Genomic DNA, 16,817 nt, shown 5'->3' on the forward strand with positions numbered 1-16,817 from the left:
AAACTATCTCCTTGAATTCGAAAATTCATGGATCTCACCGCAGCGCAAAGGTTACCCGGAATGGCCGTCGAATACCAACAAATCCGCGTCGATGCTCCCTTGGAAGACGATTTCCGACAGCTGATTCGATTGGCGGTTCGCGAAGACTTCGATCGCCAGATCGATTGGACCACGGTTTCGTTGGTCCCCGAGGATCGGATCGGCAAGTGCCAGGTGGCGGTCCGCGAAGCGGGGATCGCCGCCGGATTGGTGACCCTTCCCTGGATCATCGACGAGATGAATCTGGAGCTGCGGATCGAGACGCTGGTCGAAGATGGGGATCGCGTCGCCGCGGGGCAGATCGTGGCGCAGATCGAAGGATCGGCTCGGGACATCTTGTCGAGCGAGCGGATCGTACTGAACACGCTGTGCCGGATGTTCGGGATCGCGACCTTCACCGATCGATTTGTGCAGCAGATCTCGGGGACAAAAGCTCGACTGTACGACACCCGCAAAACGACGCTCGGTTGGCGGCGGATGGACAAATACGCGGTCCGATGCGGTGGCGGCACAAACCATCGACTGGGATTGTTTGACGCGTTTCTGATCAAAGACAATCACTTGGCGTTGGCCGGTCCCGGCGAAGCGATTCCGCCGAGCGAAGCGGTTGCGAAGGCCAAGTCGTGGGCTGGCGGCGAATCGGCCGGGATGAAGGCTCCGCAGATCGTTGAAGTCGAAGTCGATACGCTAGAACAGTTCCAGGACGTGTTGCCAGCAGGTCCCGACATCATCTTGTTGGACAACTTTTCTTTGGACGATCTGCGGCAGGCGGTCGCGATCCGCAACGAAAAGAGTCCGCAGATCGAATTGGAAGCGTCGGGAAACGTGAAGCTGGAGACGATTCGAGAGATCGCCGAAACGGGCGTCGACCGGATCAGCAGCGGAGCGCTCACGCACGCCGCTCGCTGGTTGGACCTTGGCCTCGACTGGACTCACGACTTCAGTTGAAACAGATCGTCTTCGACGTCATCGGGCTCATCGACAGGTTCTGGTTTCGGCTTCGATTCTGGTTTCGGCTTCGCCTTAGATTTTGCCTTCGTTGTCGATTTCCGTTTTGGTTCAGCCTTCGTCGGCGACTTCACCTCGGCCGTCGGTTCCACCGAATCGCGGGTCAACGTTTGCACGAACAATTGGTTGGCATCGACACACTCGCGAGCGGTTTCCAACAACGCTTCATTGTGCGTGAAGAAGATCACTTGAGTGTCGTTCGATAATTCCGCCAACAGTTCAAACGCGGCGCGGCTGCGTTGCAGATCGCACTGGATCAAGATGTCGTCGACGACCAACGGGATCGGATCGCTGCTGGCGAAGCTGTGTTTCAAGCTGGCCAATCGCAGTGCCAGGTACAATTGATCGGCTGTCCCTTGGCTCATGCCACGCAGATCGACCGATTGGCCAGTCGCGGCGCGAACGCCCAATAAAACCGGATCGCCCTTGTCGTTGTTGTCGGCTCGCAGTTCGCTGTACGAGTCGAGCGTCAGTCGGCGGAAATAGTCGCTGGCGATCTTTAAGATCGGAGCTTGATTCCGATCGCGGTAGTTGGTGACGGCGCGATTGAGCAGCGTCTCGGCAACTCGCAACCGAGCATATTGCGCTGCATGCCGGTCGATGCGGCTGAGCAGTTCATGAATCTCCTGCTGCAGATCGGCGGCGCTGGCACCGCCGTCCATCGCCTTTCGCTGTTGATCCAGCTGCCCCAATTCCTGGCAGGACGCCGTGTGATCCTCCTCGAGCCCCACCAGCTTGTCGTGCAGTTCGTCGATGTCCTGATCAAGCGTCTCCGGATCGACGGCCGCCACTTTTTCAAGGAACTCGTCGACAGGAAGGGTTCCCGCCATTTGCGTCAGCCGACTGTAATGCTCTTGGCGCCGGTGTTCCAGTTGTTGTTTCTGCTGGCTGTTGCGATAAACCTCCGCCAGTTGTTCGGGAGCATCGCAGCAGGCTTCTTTGCACAGCAGATTCAATTGCGTTTGGCAGTCGATTCGTTCCTGTTCCAACGCGGTCAGATCGCGTTGATCTTGAGCGATCTGTTGTTCGATCTGTTCGCGCTGGGTCTGTGTCTTCTGCGCTTGCTTCAGATCTTTCGCCCAGCCTTCGACGATCTTCGACGCGTCGAGCGAAGCGTCTTTGATCGGCAGACCGAGGCCGCGGACCTGAGCGTCGAACGCACGGGCATCGGTATCGATCCCGTCGATCCGCCGTTGGAAACTGTCGAACTCTTTTTGGTCGACGACCAGTTCGTGGTAGGCTTCGACGACACCGTCTACCTCGTCGGTTCCCGCTTGTTCGTCTAGCTCCAACCGCGACGTGACCTCACGCCATTGAGCCTGCCACTGAGCCAATTCCTCTTGGATTTGTTCGTTGCGTCGTTGCGACTGCGGCAGCGATTGTTGCAGCTGTTGCTTTTGCTTCGTACGCTCCTCGTACTCCTGTTGCTGTTTGCGCGTCGTCGCCACCGCGGCTCCGGCTTGGCGGACCAAGGCGACCAGATCGTCTGACGCTGGCGATGCCGAACCGTTTGGCATTGCAGCCAACAACTGCTGCGTCACGCGCTCGATCCGCGAGGCGTGCCGCGCGACCGCTTGTTCGGCTTCGACTTGGGCTTCGTACAGTTCGACCAAACGTTGATGTTCGGTCAACCAGCCGAGCATTTCTCGCGGCGATTTAGGTTGGAGTCCGCAATCGGCCCAGATCGCGTTCCAGCGATCGGCGAACTGTTGTCGCTGCGATTGCAGTTGTTCGCTATCCTCCGCCAAACGCTGTTGAGCACGCTCGATCGAGCCGCGTTCCGCTTCCAGCGTCGCACGTCGGGAAACGCGTTCCGCCTCGCGGCGCAAGCGGTCGCTCATCTGATCGCACTGTTCGATCATCGCCATCAACGATTCAAACGCTTGGCGATCGCAATTGATGTCTGCCGCCGAATCGGTTGCTGCCAGCGATGCCGATAGTTGATCCCGTTGCTCGCGAGCGGCGATCAGTTCCTGTTCGCTAGGGACTTCGCCGGCCCCGTGCAGTTCATGCAACCGCGTCGTCAATTGGTCCAGCTTGTCCGTATACGCGGCCTGTTTCTCGACAAGTTGCTGTTGGCGGCTGCTGATCGCTTCCCACTCGCCAGCGCACTTTTCGATCGTTTCACGCTGAGGAACGGGGAGTGCCGTTGCCGTCTGCCCGTCACATTCCAGACCGGTCAGCTTTCGCAGCTGTGTCGCCACGGCGCGGCTTTCACGCGCCAACGCAGCTTGTGCGGCTTCGTGATCGCCGACCAACGTCGCCGCATCGCCAGCCTGTTGTAACGCCGCGGCCAAAGCATCGGCCGATGGCGGTTGTTCGATCGCAGCGATCGCGGCATCGACCTGCTGCACCTGCAACTGCAGCGATTCCAGGTCCTCCGCCGACGCGTCGGCTCGCTGGGTGAGTGCCACGTATTGCTTGGCCAGCTGTTTGATCTTGGAGCGTAGGTCGTGAGGCAGCTGCAGATTCCAGACGTCGTCCGAATCGTTGCGGCCGATCCCGCGCAGCTTGCTCACGATTTGAGCCTGGGTCATGTCGCGACGCTTGACGAGACCGGGCCGTTCGATGGCCGCTTTGCTGATCCCACCAACCGCTTGGACCAGCGAATCGATCGTTTCGGCTTGATCCAACAGCGGATCGGGGGCTCCCAACGCCGACAGTTTTTTCTGTTGATCCTCGATCCGAGCGCGAACCAGTTGCATCTTCTGTTGGCTCGCCGCCCAAGTCGTACTCGCCTGGTGTTGCCGCGTCGAAAAGTCGGGACTCAACATCGGCACGTCGGCCAACGGCGCAAGCTGCTCGGTCAACTGGATCCACTCGGCGCGCAAAGGGATCGCGTCGCGAAGCGTTTCCAGTCGCTTGACCTCGGTGCGGGTTTCGCGGACCGCGTTGCGGTAGTTCTCCGATTCGACCTGCTTCTCTTCGCGCTGCTGCTGCAGGTTCACAAACGTTTTGACCGGCAACAGGCTCTCTTTCAGCTGGCGTTTCTTTTCACGCAGCTCGCCCAGCAAGCGGTTCAGTTCCGACTTGGAGCCCGACTTTTTGAACAGCTTGCCACATTCGTCTTCGATCGCATCTTGAATCTGTTTCAGTTGCCCCAGTCCGGCACCGGCGGCGAACAAGCTTTGCCCGACATCGCCGTCCCCTTTGACCATCATCTCGCCACCTTCGACAAGCGATTGATGGGTGATGCCAAATCGGTCGCCAAAAGCGGCTTTGTCGACGCCACGCAACATCTTCTGCAGCACGGCTTCATCGATCGCGTTGTCGTCGTCACCACAATAGAGTGTACCGGTACGTCCTTTGCGACGCACACAACGGATCTCTTCCCCGTCGTGATCGATGATCCGTGCACCCACGCGGAGATCGCGGTTCTGGTGCCGGAAGTTGTCGCTGGTGACGTTGTCGAAACCGTACAGCAACGACGTGATCGCACGCAGCGTCGTCGACTTGCCCGCTTCGTTGGGGCCGTAGATGACGTGTAATCCGTACTGACCGCCGGAGAGGTCGATGCGTTGGTTCTGGAAGTGTCCGTAAGCGATTAGGTCCAATGATGCGAATCTCATACGTCTGCCTCCAAGGTTGCCAAGCGGTTCAACAGCAGCGGTTCGGCTTCGTCGAGCCACTGGCGGATTTGATCTTGATGATTCCAAGCGACGCCATCGCCATCTTCGACCAGTTCGATCGGAAGCTTGGCGACCAGCGGTTCCAACGCCGACTGGATCGCCGCCATCGCATCGGGATCTGCCGACACGCTGCCGATCGTCTGCAGCAGTTCGCCGATCGGGCCGCTGGCGTCGTAGGTGATCGCTTCCCGCGGCGCTGTCGCTTTAACGCGCAACCGCTCCATCCAAATCGAGCCTTCGTCGATGTCAAAGGTCTCCTGCCGCATCACGCTTTGCCAATGTTCCAGCCGCGCTTGCAGCGTCGAATAGAGAGGCGTCTGCCCGACGACGCGAACCCGGACGATCGATGTGCGATCGGGATTGTTCGCGCAGATCGCTTGCATCCGCGTTTTGCACTGCTGGATCAGATCGTCGATCCGATCGATCTCGGTGGCATCGATCTCGCAGATCTCCCACCGGCACACGTCCAACGGTTGAAATTCGAGCTTCGGCGGAGCGATCGGATCCAATTCGACCAAGACGCAGCCTTTGGCACCGGTCTCGCGAACGCTGCGGCCCTGCGTGTTGCCCGAAAAGACGATCGGGCAGGAGCCTTCGATCGCGCGGTCCTCGCGGATGTGGATATGTCCCAACGCCCAATAATCGTATTCCTTGTCGGCCAATTGCTGCGGCGTGCAGGGAGCGTAAGGAGCGTGACCTTGAGCACCTTGCAGGCTGGTGTGCAACATCCCGATGTTCAGCAGGTCGCGGGTGGCTCGCGGATATTTTTCGGAAAGGTTGTCGGTCTCGGCCTGTTTGCGGAAGCCACGGCCGTGGATCGCGACTCCCAGATCTTCCAGAATCACCGAATCGACTTTCGTGCTCGACAGCTGGACCGGCGAGCCGTCGGGATTCGTCGGCAACGGCAAGGCTTTGGTCAGCTTGTTGGCGGCGTCGTGGTTGCCGCTGATGAAGTAGAGCGGAATCTCGGCGGCTCGCAGCCGAGCGACTTCCGAGGTGAAGAAGAGTCCGGTGTTGTGATCGGGCCAATCGCCGTCGTAGAGATCGCCGGCGATCAAAACAAAATCGACCTGCTTCTCGATCGCCAGGTCGATCAGATTGGTGAGGGCTCGACGCGTGCTGCGACGGATTTCATCCGCCGGAGCCCCTTCGTAATGCTCCAATTGCAGCATCGGGCTATCGAGGTGGATGTCTGCGGCATGTATAAACCGAACCATCGTGAATTCCTTTCGTTGCAGACTCGAACTCGTCTCCGACACCGCAGCTGATTATTGCCGATTTCACCGCAAATTGGGAGCCGTAGGGGCTCGTCTTTGCCGCCGCTCGCCACAGCGCGACGAGGGATCGATCAGTGCTAGGTGCCGTCTGAGTTTTTATCTTCGCCAACGGCTTTGACACGTTAGGTCCATGCTCGTCCCTGGGTGTCCCTATCTCGCCCGCTTCGTTTAACCGCGTGCCCAACGGGCCGCGCGTCGGGTGTGGCGGCGATGGATGGCGTGTGGGAGACGCGCGGGGCGTTGCCCACGCGGTTAAACGAGAGCGTGCCCTACGGGGTACGGTTGGGGGGGGACGCGATGGATGGCGCGGGGGAAGCACGCGGGGCGTTGCCCTCGCGGTTAAACGATAGGGAGCAGGAGTAGACGTTCGCCGATTGTTCTACTTTGCAGCTTCAGAAATCCGTGGTGCTGATAAAACGCTTCCGCGTCGTCATCGATCGCGTCTACAGCTAACGCGAATGCGCCTACGTCCAATTCGAGGACCCGCTTGTAGGCGTCGGCAAGAAGCGCACTAGCGAGCCCTGTTCCCTGAAACGTCATCGCGACGGCGAGCCTACCGATTTTTATGACTGGAGTGGCGGGATAGCGTGGCAGACGTTTGGCGACGTCCGCAGGTAATCGATCCAGATCGACCGAACCGGAGGCGAGCGTGTAATACCCTGCGATCCGATCGGTCGCGTTTTCGATCGCAAGAAAGCAGACGGCACATCGGCGTCGCTGATCTTGCCCGGCGTGCCGTCGAAGATATTCATTGAGGGCTTGATTGCCGCAATCGAAATCGGAACGATTCTGTTTGACGAGCCGATCGATTCGAAACCGGGTCATGACGGATCGATCAACTGTTCGTGCAACGCCAACGCCTCGTGCATCGCATCGTTAAGTGGGGGTGGATCGAGGATCGCTTCGGCAAATCGAAGTTGATCCTCGGCAGTCAGACGGATGACCGTTTGGCGATAGAGCGCCGCTTCAGCTCGTTCCTTGGCGGAAGCGACTAAAAACTCGGAGACCGATCGTCCCTCGAGCTGCGCCGCGGCGACGATCAGCTTGCGGACGCTAGGCTCGACACGCGCTTCGATCCGGTCAGTTTTCAAAGACTTTGCCATCACAAATGTTCCTCCATCATCGATTGTACGGTGTTTGTACGGCGACCGGGTGCTTTTTTGCGAACTTTGGATGAGGTAAATCTGCTTGCGGCAGGTTGCCAGAAGGACCGGATGCTAACGCATGGCGGTTGATACCTCGATCTGAGAGCCGGATAGAGCTGCGGCTTTTTCATTGGGGGAGGCGTGCGTTGTAAAGCGCGGGGCGTTGCCCACGCGGTTAAACGATTTTTTTGGGGGGGGGAGCTAGGGATGCGTCAATTGCTGGATGGTGGGGCGGTGTCGGCTCGGGCGGCGAAGAAGACGCGGTCGAAACCGAGGCTGCGGGCGGTGTCGTAGACGCGGATCGCGTCGCCCATTGGGACCTCCGGATCGGGATCGACGATCACTGGCGGCAGGACTCCGACGTCGAGGATCGCTTGCAGTCGCTGTCGCAGGGCGTCCAACGATGGTAGCGGTTGATCGTTGAACAACAGCGTCGCCGCACCACTTGTCCACTGGATGCGGACGATGATTTCATCAAACGGTTCGCTGGCTGGTGGCGGTTGCAGCGTCGCTTCCGCGCCGGCGGCGAGAGGTGGATCGGCGATCGCTGAGGGCATCAGAAACTCGGGCTCTTCAAAACTGCTGGTCCAGAGAAAGAAGACCAGCAACAGGAAGACGACGTCGATCATCGGCGTCATCTTCAATTCCAACGGCTCGCGGCCATGACCACTGGGCAGACGCATCAGCGAGTCTCCTGGTAGACCGCAAACGAAGCGTTCCAGAGTCCGGCACCGCTGGCGGCGCGAAGCAGCGGTTCGACTTGACCGTACGCGACGCTGCGATCGGTGCGGATCCGAACCGCGGCGTCGGGGCCATGTTCACCGTGATGGGATTGCAGCAATCGGTCGAGCATCGCCCGATCGACCTCGGTGCCGCTGACCTGCCAAGCCCCGTCGGGGAGAACGTTGATCGTGAAGACATCGTTTAGCGGCGGTTGGTCGACGGAGGCATCGGCGACGGGAAGATCCAACGGAATCCGAGACTCCTGCCGCGCCAAGTGACTCGAGACGAGGAAGAAGATGATCAGCAGGAAGACGACGTCGATCATCGGCGTCATGTTGGCTGAGCCATCGGAGCGACCGGTTCGTGATGGAGTTCGCATCGCAGTTTATTGAACTGGAGGAATCGGCGTGCCGGGAACAGGGCGTTTGACGCTGCGTCGTTTCAGTCCACTCATCGCATGTTGCGCCAGGTAAGCGACTTCGGCCACCAGACCATCGACTCGATTTCGCAGCACGGCAAACGCGCCCAACGCGGGGATGGCGACGATCAGCCCACCGACGGTTGTCACAAGCGCTTGATAGATCCCTTCGGCCAAGTCGCCTGCACCCGCGCCGCCTTGCGAGATCGCGACGCGTTGGAAGGCGAAGATCATCCCGGTGACCGTTCCTAACAAGCCGACCATCGGGGCGATGTTGCCGATCACCGAAAGGTATTCGATCCGTCGCATCATCCGCGCCGACTGTTCGGCCAACGCTTCCTCCATCGCCTTTTCGACGCTCGGCCAACCAAAATCGACTTCCGCCAGACCGCTCATCATCACAAAGGTCAATAGACTTGGCTTCTGGCGGCAGATGGCGTCGGCTTCTTTGACGCGTCGCTCGGCGAGCAACTTTTGGATCGGTTCGACGACTCCTTCTGGGATCACCTCCGCCCGCCGTAGCGCCATGAATTGGTCGAAGATCAAAAACGCGGCGATCAGACTCAGCGAGAACAGCAGCAGGATGATCAGCAGGCCGACGATCCCGCCGCTGAACAGGATCTGCCAAAACGAACCACCGCCGGCGTCCGCATCGACGGTTTGAGCTAGCAGGCCGGCCATGGCGAGCGAACTGTTGAGCATTCGGATTCTCTTGGGCTGCGGACGCGGATCGAAGCGAAGGGGATAAGGGAACGAAGCGTAACAGTGTAGCGATTGTTGGGCGAGGCATTAAGAACCCCGCCAGATTCGGGGGAGGTGGGATGGTTGTTCCGGATGGGTAAGCTGTGCGGTTGATTTGCATTACTACAGGCATGCCTGCCATGATTGGCGGCGGCAAATGAACGTAAGCAAACTGTCAAATAAACCTTTGCCCCTTGCGACGGCCGTAAATAGACTCGAATTCCGTCATCCGATGACGCGTTACCTGAGTGGTGTGCCGTTTCCTTGAGAGGAACTGGTGCGTAGGATTCAGCGATCGCGACGGTGGCGATCCGGCATACCAGCTGTGGCCAATATAAAATGGCGTTAACGAAGGATAGAATAGAAACGTGTCTCAACCTGCTACCCGCACCTCCCGGATCGTCAACCAATACCGACGCTACCTCGATGCGTCGGATTCACTCGACTTTTTCCGCACGGTCAACGAGTCCTACACGGTCGACACGCTGCTGACGCTGCTGCGCCGCGGCGACAGCGAATCGCGTCGGGCATCGGCGCTGGCGTTGAGCATGGTCGGCGACGTCCGTGCGACCGAGGCGTTGGGGCATCGATTGAGCGACCGCGATCGCGGCGTCCGATTGATCGCCGACGATGCCTTTCGAGCGATCTTGGTCCGCGATGCGGCACCATCGCACCATCAGAACCTATTGCAGGTGATGCATCTGAACGACGGCGGCGAATTCGCCGCCGCCCTGACTCCCGCGATGATCCTTGTTCAGCAAGCCCCCCGCTATGCCGAAGCCCATCACCAACTGGCGATCGCTTATTTGGGACTGCAAGAATACGCGAGCGCCGATTGTGCCTTTAGGAATTGTTTGTGGCATTGCCGATTCCATTATTTGGCTTGGTCGGGACTGGCCGATTGTCGCCGCGCGATCGGCGATCAACGCGAAGCCTTAAAACATCTGCACCGCGCGATCGCAATCTGTCCCGATTTTGAATCGGCCCGAATTCAAGCCCGCGCGATCCGCCGCTCGCTGAATCGCAACCCGCCGACTCACTAGAGCCGTCGACGAGAGGGCGTTCTTACACGGTCGACGTCAACAGGCGTCGACGTCGCGTATCCACGACCGAAGCGCGTCGGGAATCTATCCCCACGTGTCTGTTAATATTCGGTAATTCTTGGTCCTGCTGGGCTGCTCCCGAAGAGCTTCGCGAAGGCACTCAAAAGCTTGCGTCTCAAACACGAACGCTTTGACGCCGCGGTAGGAAACAGCGATCGAAAGGCGAGGCGATCTGTCTTGCGGTCGCAAAAGTCATCGAAGCCGCCCGAGAAGACGTGCGGGTTGGTGACGTTGCCATCGTGGTCTTTGATCACCAAACCAACAGTTTCCCAAGTCTTGGGATCGTGGACGATCGCGTCTCCCCACTGATCGACCGGTTCAATTCGGAAGGAACACCAGAACATCTCTTCAACCCGCGGATCGGCCAGTGTCGCGACACATCGCGATTCGACAAAGAGGAAGTAGATCGGTGGCTTCATTTCATCGGCTGCAAAGAAATTTTGACCTTCGGGTGAGCCTGCTGAAATGCACCGGAACTCGCTTAGGATTAGGGGCTCGCAATTGCGAAGCTTCTTCTTGCATCGGTCTCTCCGAGTATTCGCAGGATCGAGAATCGGCAATCAAACCGCCAACTAGAAGTCCTAAAGCATACACGCATCTCTACGAAAAAAGAGCGATCCCGCGGTCATACCGTGGAATCGCCCATCTCGTTTGCTTTTCGATCGGACTGCTACGCAGCGAGCGAAGTTACGGGATCAACCAGAACCCGCCGGCGACAACCGCCGCTTGGCTCAACGTTCCGCGGAGGCTCAGAGGAATCGGTGGCAACATGTAAGGAGCACAGTTGCCCGGTCGGTAATAGCCCAGGGCATATTGGCATTCGTCCGGTGCGTGGATGCCCATCTTGTACGGCAACACGGCGATGTTGACGAAGAAGTGAGCTGTCGAGATCAAAGGTTGCTTCAGCGGTCCGGCACTGTGACCGTAACGTTCCAGTTGAACCTCTTCGAAGTACAACGGGTTGTGGCACAGGTTGGAGGCCTTCCAGGTCATCGTCGAAGGAACCCAGTTACGCGGTTGGTAAGCAACCTGAGCGATGCGGCATACGCGTGGCAAGCCCCATTCCTTCGACAGGAAGGCCAAATCGGCTTCGCTCAGTCGCGAGATGTCGATCTTTTGGGTGCCGCCCGATTCGGTGTGCAAGACAACATCTTGGTAGCTCAAATCGTACAGCGTTCCACGGCCCAACAACGATCCGTCGACGCCTCGCCAATCACGAGGCTTTTGATTCTTCTCGAAGTCCGAACGCAGCTCGGCAAATTTTTTGTCGTCCAACACGTCGGGGCGATAGGCTGGCGAAATGTCCAACGAAATCCGGCTGATCGTGCGGCTGGCAACTTCCTGACGAAGGTCTTCGCAGGAGAGGTTGGTTCGCGGTTGAGGAGGCGTGATGCCAAATCCACGACGCGGCACAAAATCGGGTTCGGATTCAGGTTCGGTCGGTTGGGAATCTTCCTGGCGGTCCGAAGGACTGTCAGTCTCGCCGGCAGGGCCCCGCTTGAACGGGTTGTTATCCAGCATATCGAGCTTCGATTCATCGAGGTTGTCGCGCTGATCATTGGTCGGCGGCAACAACGGACTCGGTTGTTCGGGCTGCGGCGCGGGAGCAACAGCGGGTGGCAATTCCGGCGCCGCTTCGTTTGGCTGGCTCAGCTCGGGCATCCGCAACGCATCGGGGGCGTTGCCGCCAGCGGGAGGCGAAACCGGAGCGGGAGTCGCCGCTGGTGGTGCCTGAAATGGATTGCCGAAGACATCGTTGTCGAACGGGTCGGCATCGCTGCCGGGAGCTTGCCGGTTGGAGCCGGGTTGCTCGCCGAACAGATCGTCCGGGACCGCCCCTTCCTGTTGATAGGCAACACGCATCACGGGACCGTTGTCGGCGGACAAGTTGGTCTTGCTGCCCGAAGCAAAGGTGCGTGGCGCGACGCGATCCGAAGAACGCCATTGCAGCTTGTTTGGCTGGCTCGATGCCGGCTGCGGTTGGCTGGGCCGGCGGGCGACAACCGAAGTGTCGGATGTCGCGTTAGAAAAACTGGCATCAAACCGCGAAGCGGTTGTGGTGCGTGGAGCGGCTTGCGTTTGGGCCGCTCGGGGCGTGTCCCAAGTTACTTGAGCCTGGGCCGGGAGCGTCTCTAGAGCTGCCAGCGGCATGGCTGCCGCCAACGACATCCATCGACTAATTCGAATCGCCCGAGTGATGAACTTCGGGGCTGTAATTCGGTGCTTCCTGCGTAATCGCGATATCATGCGGATGGTTCTCCCGGACGGTTGCAGCCGAGACTTTGATGAAGCGTGCGCGAGTCCGCAGCTCCTCAATCGTCTGTGTGCCGATGTAACCCATCCCTGCCCGCAAACCGCCAACCAATTGGAAGACGTATTCGCTAAGCGGTCCCTTAAACGGAACGCGGCCCTCGACTCCTTCGGGGACCAGCTTTCCACTCTCGGTCGCGCTCTGACGATATCGCTCGCTCGAACCCTGAGCCATTGCACCGATCGATCCCATGCCACGGTACGCTTTAAACGTCCGCCCTTGGTACAGGATCATCTTTCCGGGGCTTTCGGTCAGACCGGCAAACAAGCTGCCAATCATCACGACTTTTGCACCCGCTGCAATCGCCTTGGTTATGTCTCCGCTGAATCGAATACCGCCATCGGCAATGATGGGAATGTTTCTTTCATTTGCAACGCGAGCAGCTTCCATGATCGCTGTCACTTGAGGGACACCAACGCCACTGATCACGCGAGTCGTGCAGATCGAACCAGGTCCGATCCCCACCTTAATCGCGTCGACGCCAGCATCGATCAAATCGCGAGCTCCGTCGGCCGTAGCCACGTTGCCTGCGATCAAGTCGATCTGCCATTGTTGCTTAAGTTTCTTGACGGTCTCGATAACGTTCTTCGAATGTCCATGAGCACTATCAACCGTGAGGATGTCGACCCCTTGGTTGATCAGGCTTTCGGCACGCTCGTAATCGTGCACACCGATCGCCGCCCCGACCCGCAATCGGCCTTGGCCGTCTTTGCTGGCGCTGGGGAAACGCTGCATCATGTCGATGTCTTTGATCGTTATAAGTCCCGTCAGTATCCTTTCTTCGTCAACCAGCAAAAGCTTCTCTACTCTTTTTTCCGTTAATATCCGCTCAGCTTCCTCAAGCGTTACATTCCCTACAGCCGTCACTAAGTTCTCATGAGTCATGACTTCGCTGATTAGGCGGTCTGGCGACTCTAGGAAACGAAGATCTCGCCGGGTCAAGATCCCCGCCAGCTTGCCGTCGGCGTAGACGATCGGGATCCCCGAGACGTTTTTCTGGTCCATCAGCTCTTGTGCGCGGCTGACCTTTTCGTCGGGGTGGAGCGTGACGGGATCAAAAATGATTCCGTTGGCGCTCCGTTTCACCTTCAACACCTCTTCGGTCTGCGCTTCGATCGAGAGGTTCTTGTGGATAACTCCGAGCCCCCCAACCTTGGCCAATGCGATCGCCATCTCGCTCTCGGTGACCGTGTCCATCGGCGAACTGATAAGCGGAATTTGCAGCCGAATATTGGACGTAAGGTGTGTGCTGGTATCGACTTCCGACGGAACAACGGCGCTGTATTGGGGCGTCAGCAGCACGTCGTCGAACGTAAAGCCTTCTTGGATCAGTTTCTCTTGGGACATCGCATCAAAGATCGGTTTGGGGGGATCGGGCAACAATCATGGTCGATTATGGAGCCACCTGCCCAAAGTGGCAACGCCCAACAAACACAAACACGTTTGCTGCAAAGAGGAATCCGCAGCGTTCACCCGCCCCCGACGGGGAGGTCCGAATGCCGATCCAGACATTGCCAGCAGAGCCGTTTCCGGGCGATCGAACGACAGCCGCCGCATCAGCATCGCCCGCGAGACTCAGAAAGCCTGGGCCTTTCCCAAACCGGTCTCAGGCCGCTGGTGGCTGAAAACGCGACGCCGACTGACCACCAATTTCGGTGATCGCTATCCGCAAGGTTGCGGGTTGCGAGGCGGGTTTGCGCCTATTGTTTATGCCCCCCCTAACCGAATCAAGTATCCACACATGGGAATGACAAACGATGCAATTTTTACCGCTGATCATTCAGCTTGTGACCGGAGCGGTTGGTGGCAATCTAACCGGATCCCTCTTTAAAAAGCTTGATCTAGGCCTGATCGGCAATTCGATCGCCGGGATTCTCGGCGGCGGCTTGGGAGGCCAATTGTTGGGGATGCTTGGAATCGCAGCGGCGCCCGGCGGATCGCTCGATATCGGCACGGTCCTCGGCAGCATTGCCTCCGGCGGCGTTGGTGGGGGAGTGCTGATGGTGATCGTCGGCTTGATCAAATCGGTACTGCTGAAAGGCAAGTAGCTTTCCAACGCTGTTTTTCCGCGGCGTAATTGGAACCACGTTCCGGCGTCGATGATTACCTGGCGGTCCCTCGAGCCGGTTCAAAATCGCTGACACGATATTGGCTGACCTCTTCGGATTGCAACAGCGTGCCGGTGGCGCGATGTAGGTTTCCGATACTCAGATTGTAGGTCAGCTGACTCTGCAAATATTCGAACTCCGCTTGTGCAACGCGTTCCTGGGCATCGAGCAGATTTTCCAAGGCAAAGCTTCCAGTGACGGCATCGTTCATATTGCGTTGCCAGCGCTGCATGAGAGTCTCCAGTTGCCGCGTTCGCGCCTGTTGCGCCTCGAACTTTGCAGTCATCTCGCGCTGCGAGGTTTGCAATTCGCGGACCGCGATTTCGACTTCCAACTGAACCGTCGAAAGCGTCGATTTGTATTGGTACTGCAATTGGCTCAGCTCCAACATTCGGCGGCGGTTGCGAAATTTCGCGCCGCGATTTCCGACTGGTAATTCGTATTCGAATCCCACTCCATAGCTGCCCGCTCCGGTATCGAACTGGCGTGCCAGCGAAGCGGCGACGTCGCCATCGCCTTGCAAACCACTGACATACGCTTCGGTGACGAGGTTCAGCACCGGCAGCAGTTCGTGTTTGGACATATTCAATCGCACGCTGGCCGATTTGATCTGTTTGATCGCTTGCGAGATCTCGGGGCGGTTCTGAACCGCGAGTGCCCGCTGGAGTTCCATGTCGACCAGATAGGTTTCGATCGATGGTGGTTCGGCAGGGATCAGCTCGCAGGCGTCCGAAGTGTCGAGCGCCGGATCGTTGACCAAAGCGCGGATCTTGCTCTCCGCATTGACGACTGCCGATTGAGCCCGGAACAAATCCGAACGACGTTGCGCGAGCGTTGCTTGGGCCGAAACAAGTTGACTCTCCGATGCGTCCAGTTGAGCCCGCAATTCCAACTGTCGCGCGATCTCGGCGGCTCGCTGATACGATTGCAGCTTCTGAAGCAACACGCCTCGTTCCAGGTAGAGTTCCCAGTAGCTGCGCATAACTTCCAGAAGGTGTCCCTGCAGCTGGCGTTGAAATTCGTCGTCGGCTTGTCGGCGGTCGATCTGAGCCAACACGGTGATCGAGTTGTTGTAGACGGTGCCGCGGCCACGCATCAACGGCTGGCTCATCCGCAATGTCAACTGCGATGTTCCCTGCGGTGCGGGGACAAAAAAGTTGGAGTTGTTATCTTGCCAGCCGAGCCGCTGGGACATTTCAACTTGTGCACCGCTGTGAGTCTGACGGCGCAATCCGGCGGCTCCCGACAGATTATGGTCGTTGAATCGCGTGGCGTTACCGCCAACTGTTAGAGTGCTGCCAACGGGATCGCTGATGTCGTCCCAGCGGTTGCTGAGGAACGAATTCCAATCGAAGGCGGCATCAGCTTCGCCGACGGTTGTTGCACGAATCAACGGCAACTTTGAAAAGACCTTGATTTGATTCGAGTGATTCAACGCACCGACGATCAATTGTTCCAGCGTCACCGACAGCGGCGACGTATCGGGCCGCAGCGGTCGAGCCACAAGCGCTTCCCACCAAGGCGTATCGATGGGGACCAACAGCAGTTCATCGGTTGCAGCGGGGGCCGCCTCGGGATTCCCCGGGGGCAACGGCACTGCCGCTTGCTGCCCCTGGGGACTCACCGACCGTAACGGTGGCAGGAGCTCTGCCGGTAATTGAGGTTCGGTATTTTGTGGCGCCACGACCGGCGGGTGAAGCTGCGACCGGGGAGCCATCGAGACCTGAGTCGCCGTTGGCGCAGGTTGCACAGGCGACGCCGTCGGCGCCTGAAATGTGTGCAGCGAAGCGACTCGCGGTTCGGGAAACAGTCGCTCCGGAAGCGGTTCAGGTGTCGGTTCGGGTTTGATATTGCGCGACGCTACCCGATCAGGTTCGCGTTGAACCAGCACGATCACCGCCGTGTCGTCGTCTGGATTTTCAGGCTTCGGACATGGCGAAGAATCGGGATAAATGCGATGCCGCACTGGCGGGTAATCGGTGGGGAGATTCTTTACCGGTTCGATGGCGGGATCGCGGAACAGACTTGGATCGACCTTCTTCACATCGGGACGATCTGCCGACGCGGGCGAAGCGTTTTGTGCAACGGTGACAACATCGTTCTCGGGACGGTATTCCAACTGACGGCTGCGGGTCGATAACCCCTTGGGCGACCAGAGTTCTGAGGGCTGCGCGGTCGACTGTTGAATCGATTCACTTCCTTCGGAGGCGATCGGTTGCGTGGAGCGGTCGATACGTTGGGCGCATAGCTCTCCGCTGATTCCGATCGCGATCGCGATGGCGCTCAGAAGGCTACGGTACCGTTGCATTGGAGTG

General features: G+C 58.6%; 14 protein-coding genes. 3 read left to right on the plus strand and 11 right to left on the minus strand.

All coding sequences use genetic code 11. The features are described from left to right. The first annotated feature begins 27 nt into the window (after positions 1 to 27). Entirely contained in the window at positions 28 to 987 is a 960-nt protein-coding gene (nadC, locus tag CA51_RS16455) for a carboxylating nicotinate-nucleotide diphosphorylase (RefSeq protein WP_231745740.1), read from the plus strand. Here nadC and CA51_RS16460 read toward each other — a convergent pair. The 7 genes from CA51_RS16460 to CA51_RS16490 all read right to left on the minus strand — a co-directional run bounded on the left by CA51_RS16460 (position 972) and on the right by CA51_RS16490 (position 8,941). Then, complete coding sequence (locus CA51_RS16460; RefSeq protein WP_145122327.1) at positions 972 to 4,616, minus strand: YhaN family protein; 3,645 nt, start codon at positions 4,614 to 4,616, stop codon at positions 972 to 974. The two genes, nadC and CA51_RS16460, sit on opposite strands and share 16 nt — an antisense overlap. Next, entirely contained in the window at positions 4,613 to 5,893 is a 1,281-nt protein-coding gene (locus tag CA51_RS16465) for a metallophosphoesterase (RefSeq protein WP_145122328.1), read from the minus strand. The genes CA51_RS16460 and CA51_RS16465 overlap by 4 nt, the downstream gene beginning before the upstream one ends. 399 nt (positions 5,894 to 6,292) lie before the next feature. After that, positions 6,293 to 6,778, minus strand: coding sequence for a GNAT family N-acetyltransferase (locus CA51_RS16470; RefSeq protein ID WP_145122329.1), 486 nt, complete (start codon positions 6,776 to 6,778; stop codon positions 6,293 to 6,295). Further along, on the minus strand, positions 6,775 to 7,056 hold the full coding sequence (locus CA51_RS16475; RefSeq protein ID WP_145122330.1) for a type II toxin-antitoxin system TacA family antitoxin: 282 nt from the start codon (positions 7,054 to 7,056) through the stop codon (positions 6,775 to 6,777). The genes CA51_RS16470 and CA51_RS16475 overlap by 4 nt, the downstream gene beginning before the upstream one ends. Before the next feature lie 254 nt (positions 7,057 to 7,310). Next, entirely contained in the window at positions 7,311 to 7,781 is a 471-nt protein-coding gene (locus CA51_RS16480; RefSeq protein ID WP_145122331.1) for an ExbD/TolR family protein, read from the minus strand. Continuing rightward, positions 7,781 to 8,200, minus strand: coding sequence for an ExbD/TolR family protein (locus tag CA51_RS16485; protein WP_145122332.1), 420 nt, complete (start codon positions 8,198 to 8,200; stop codon positions 7,781 to 7,783). The genes CA51_RS16480 and CA51_RS16485 overlap by 1 nt, the downstream gene beginning before the upstream one ends. Positions 8,201 to 8,206: 6 nt before the next feature. Further along, a complete protein-coding gene (locus CA51_RS16490; RefSeq protein WP_145122333.1) occupies positions 8,207 to 8,941 on the minus strand; it encodes a MotA/TolQ/ExbB proton channel family protein in 735 nt (244 codons plus the stop codon). Between the two features lie 407 nt (positions 8,942 to 9,348). Between CA51_RS16490 and CA51_RS16495 the strand changes: the two genes are divergently transcribed. Continuing rightward, the gene (locus CA51_RS16495) at positions 9,349 to 10,023 is read left to right on the plus strand and encodes a HEAT repeat domain-containing protein (RefSeq protein WP_145122334.1); all 675 of its coding nucleotides are present in this window, start codon (positions 9,349 to 9,351) and stop codon (positions 10,021 to 10,023) included. 101 nt (positions 10,024 to 10,124) lie between these two features. Here CA51_RS16495 and CA51_RS16500 read toward each other — a convergent pair whose 3' ends face one another. The 3 genes from CA51_RS16500 to guaB all read right to left on the minus strand — a co-directional run bounded on the left by CA51_RS16500 (position 10,125) and on the right by guaB (position 13,741). Next, a complete protein-coding gene (locus tag CA51_RS16500; protein WP_145122335.1) occupies positions 10,125 to 10,502 on the minus strand; it encodes a hypothetical protein in 378 nt (125 codons plus the stop codon). Between the two features lie 268 nt (positions 10,503 to 10,770). Continuing rightward, positions 10,771 to 12,234 (minus strand): hypothetical protein, encoded by a 1,464-nt coding sequence (locus CA51_RS16505; RefSeq protein WP_197451242.1) that lies wholly within the window; start codon positions 12,232 to 12,234, stop codon positions 10,771 to 10,773. A 25-nt stretch (positions 12,235 to 12,259) separates the two neighbouring features. After that, complete coding sequence (guaB, locus tag CA51_RS16510; protein WP_145124212.1) at positions 12,260 to 13,741, minus strand: IMP dehydrogenase; 1,482 nt, start codon at positions 13,739 to 13,741, stop codon at positions 12,260 to 12,262. 410 nt (positions 13,742 to 14,151) lie between these two features. Here guaB and CA51_RS16515 point away from each other — a divergent pair, with 410 nt between their 5' ends. After that, entirely contained in the window at positions 14,152 to 14,442 is a 291-nt protein-coding gene (locus CA51_RS16515) for a hypothetical protein (RefSeq protein WP_145122337.1), read from the plus strand. Between the two features lie 55 nt (positions 14,443 to 14,497). Here CA51_RS16515 and CA51_RS16520 read toward each other — a convergent pair whose 3' ends face one another. Then, positions 14,498 to 16,810: a TolC family protein gene (locus tag CA51_RS16520; protein WP_145122338.1), complete on the minus strand. Its 2,313-nt coding sequence runs from the start codon at positions 16,808 to 16,810 to the stop codon at positions 14,498 to 14,500. Between the last annotated feature and the right edge of the window lie 7 nt (positions 16,811 to 16,817).

The sequence above is a fragment of the Rosistilla oblonga genome, assembly GCF_007751715.1.
Classification (GTDB): Bacteria; Planctomycetota; Planctomycetia; order Pirellulales; family Pirellulaceae; genus Rosistilla; species Rosistilla oblonga.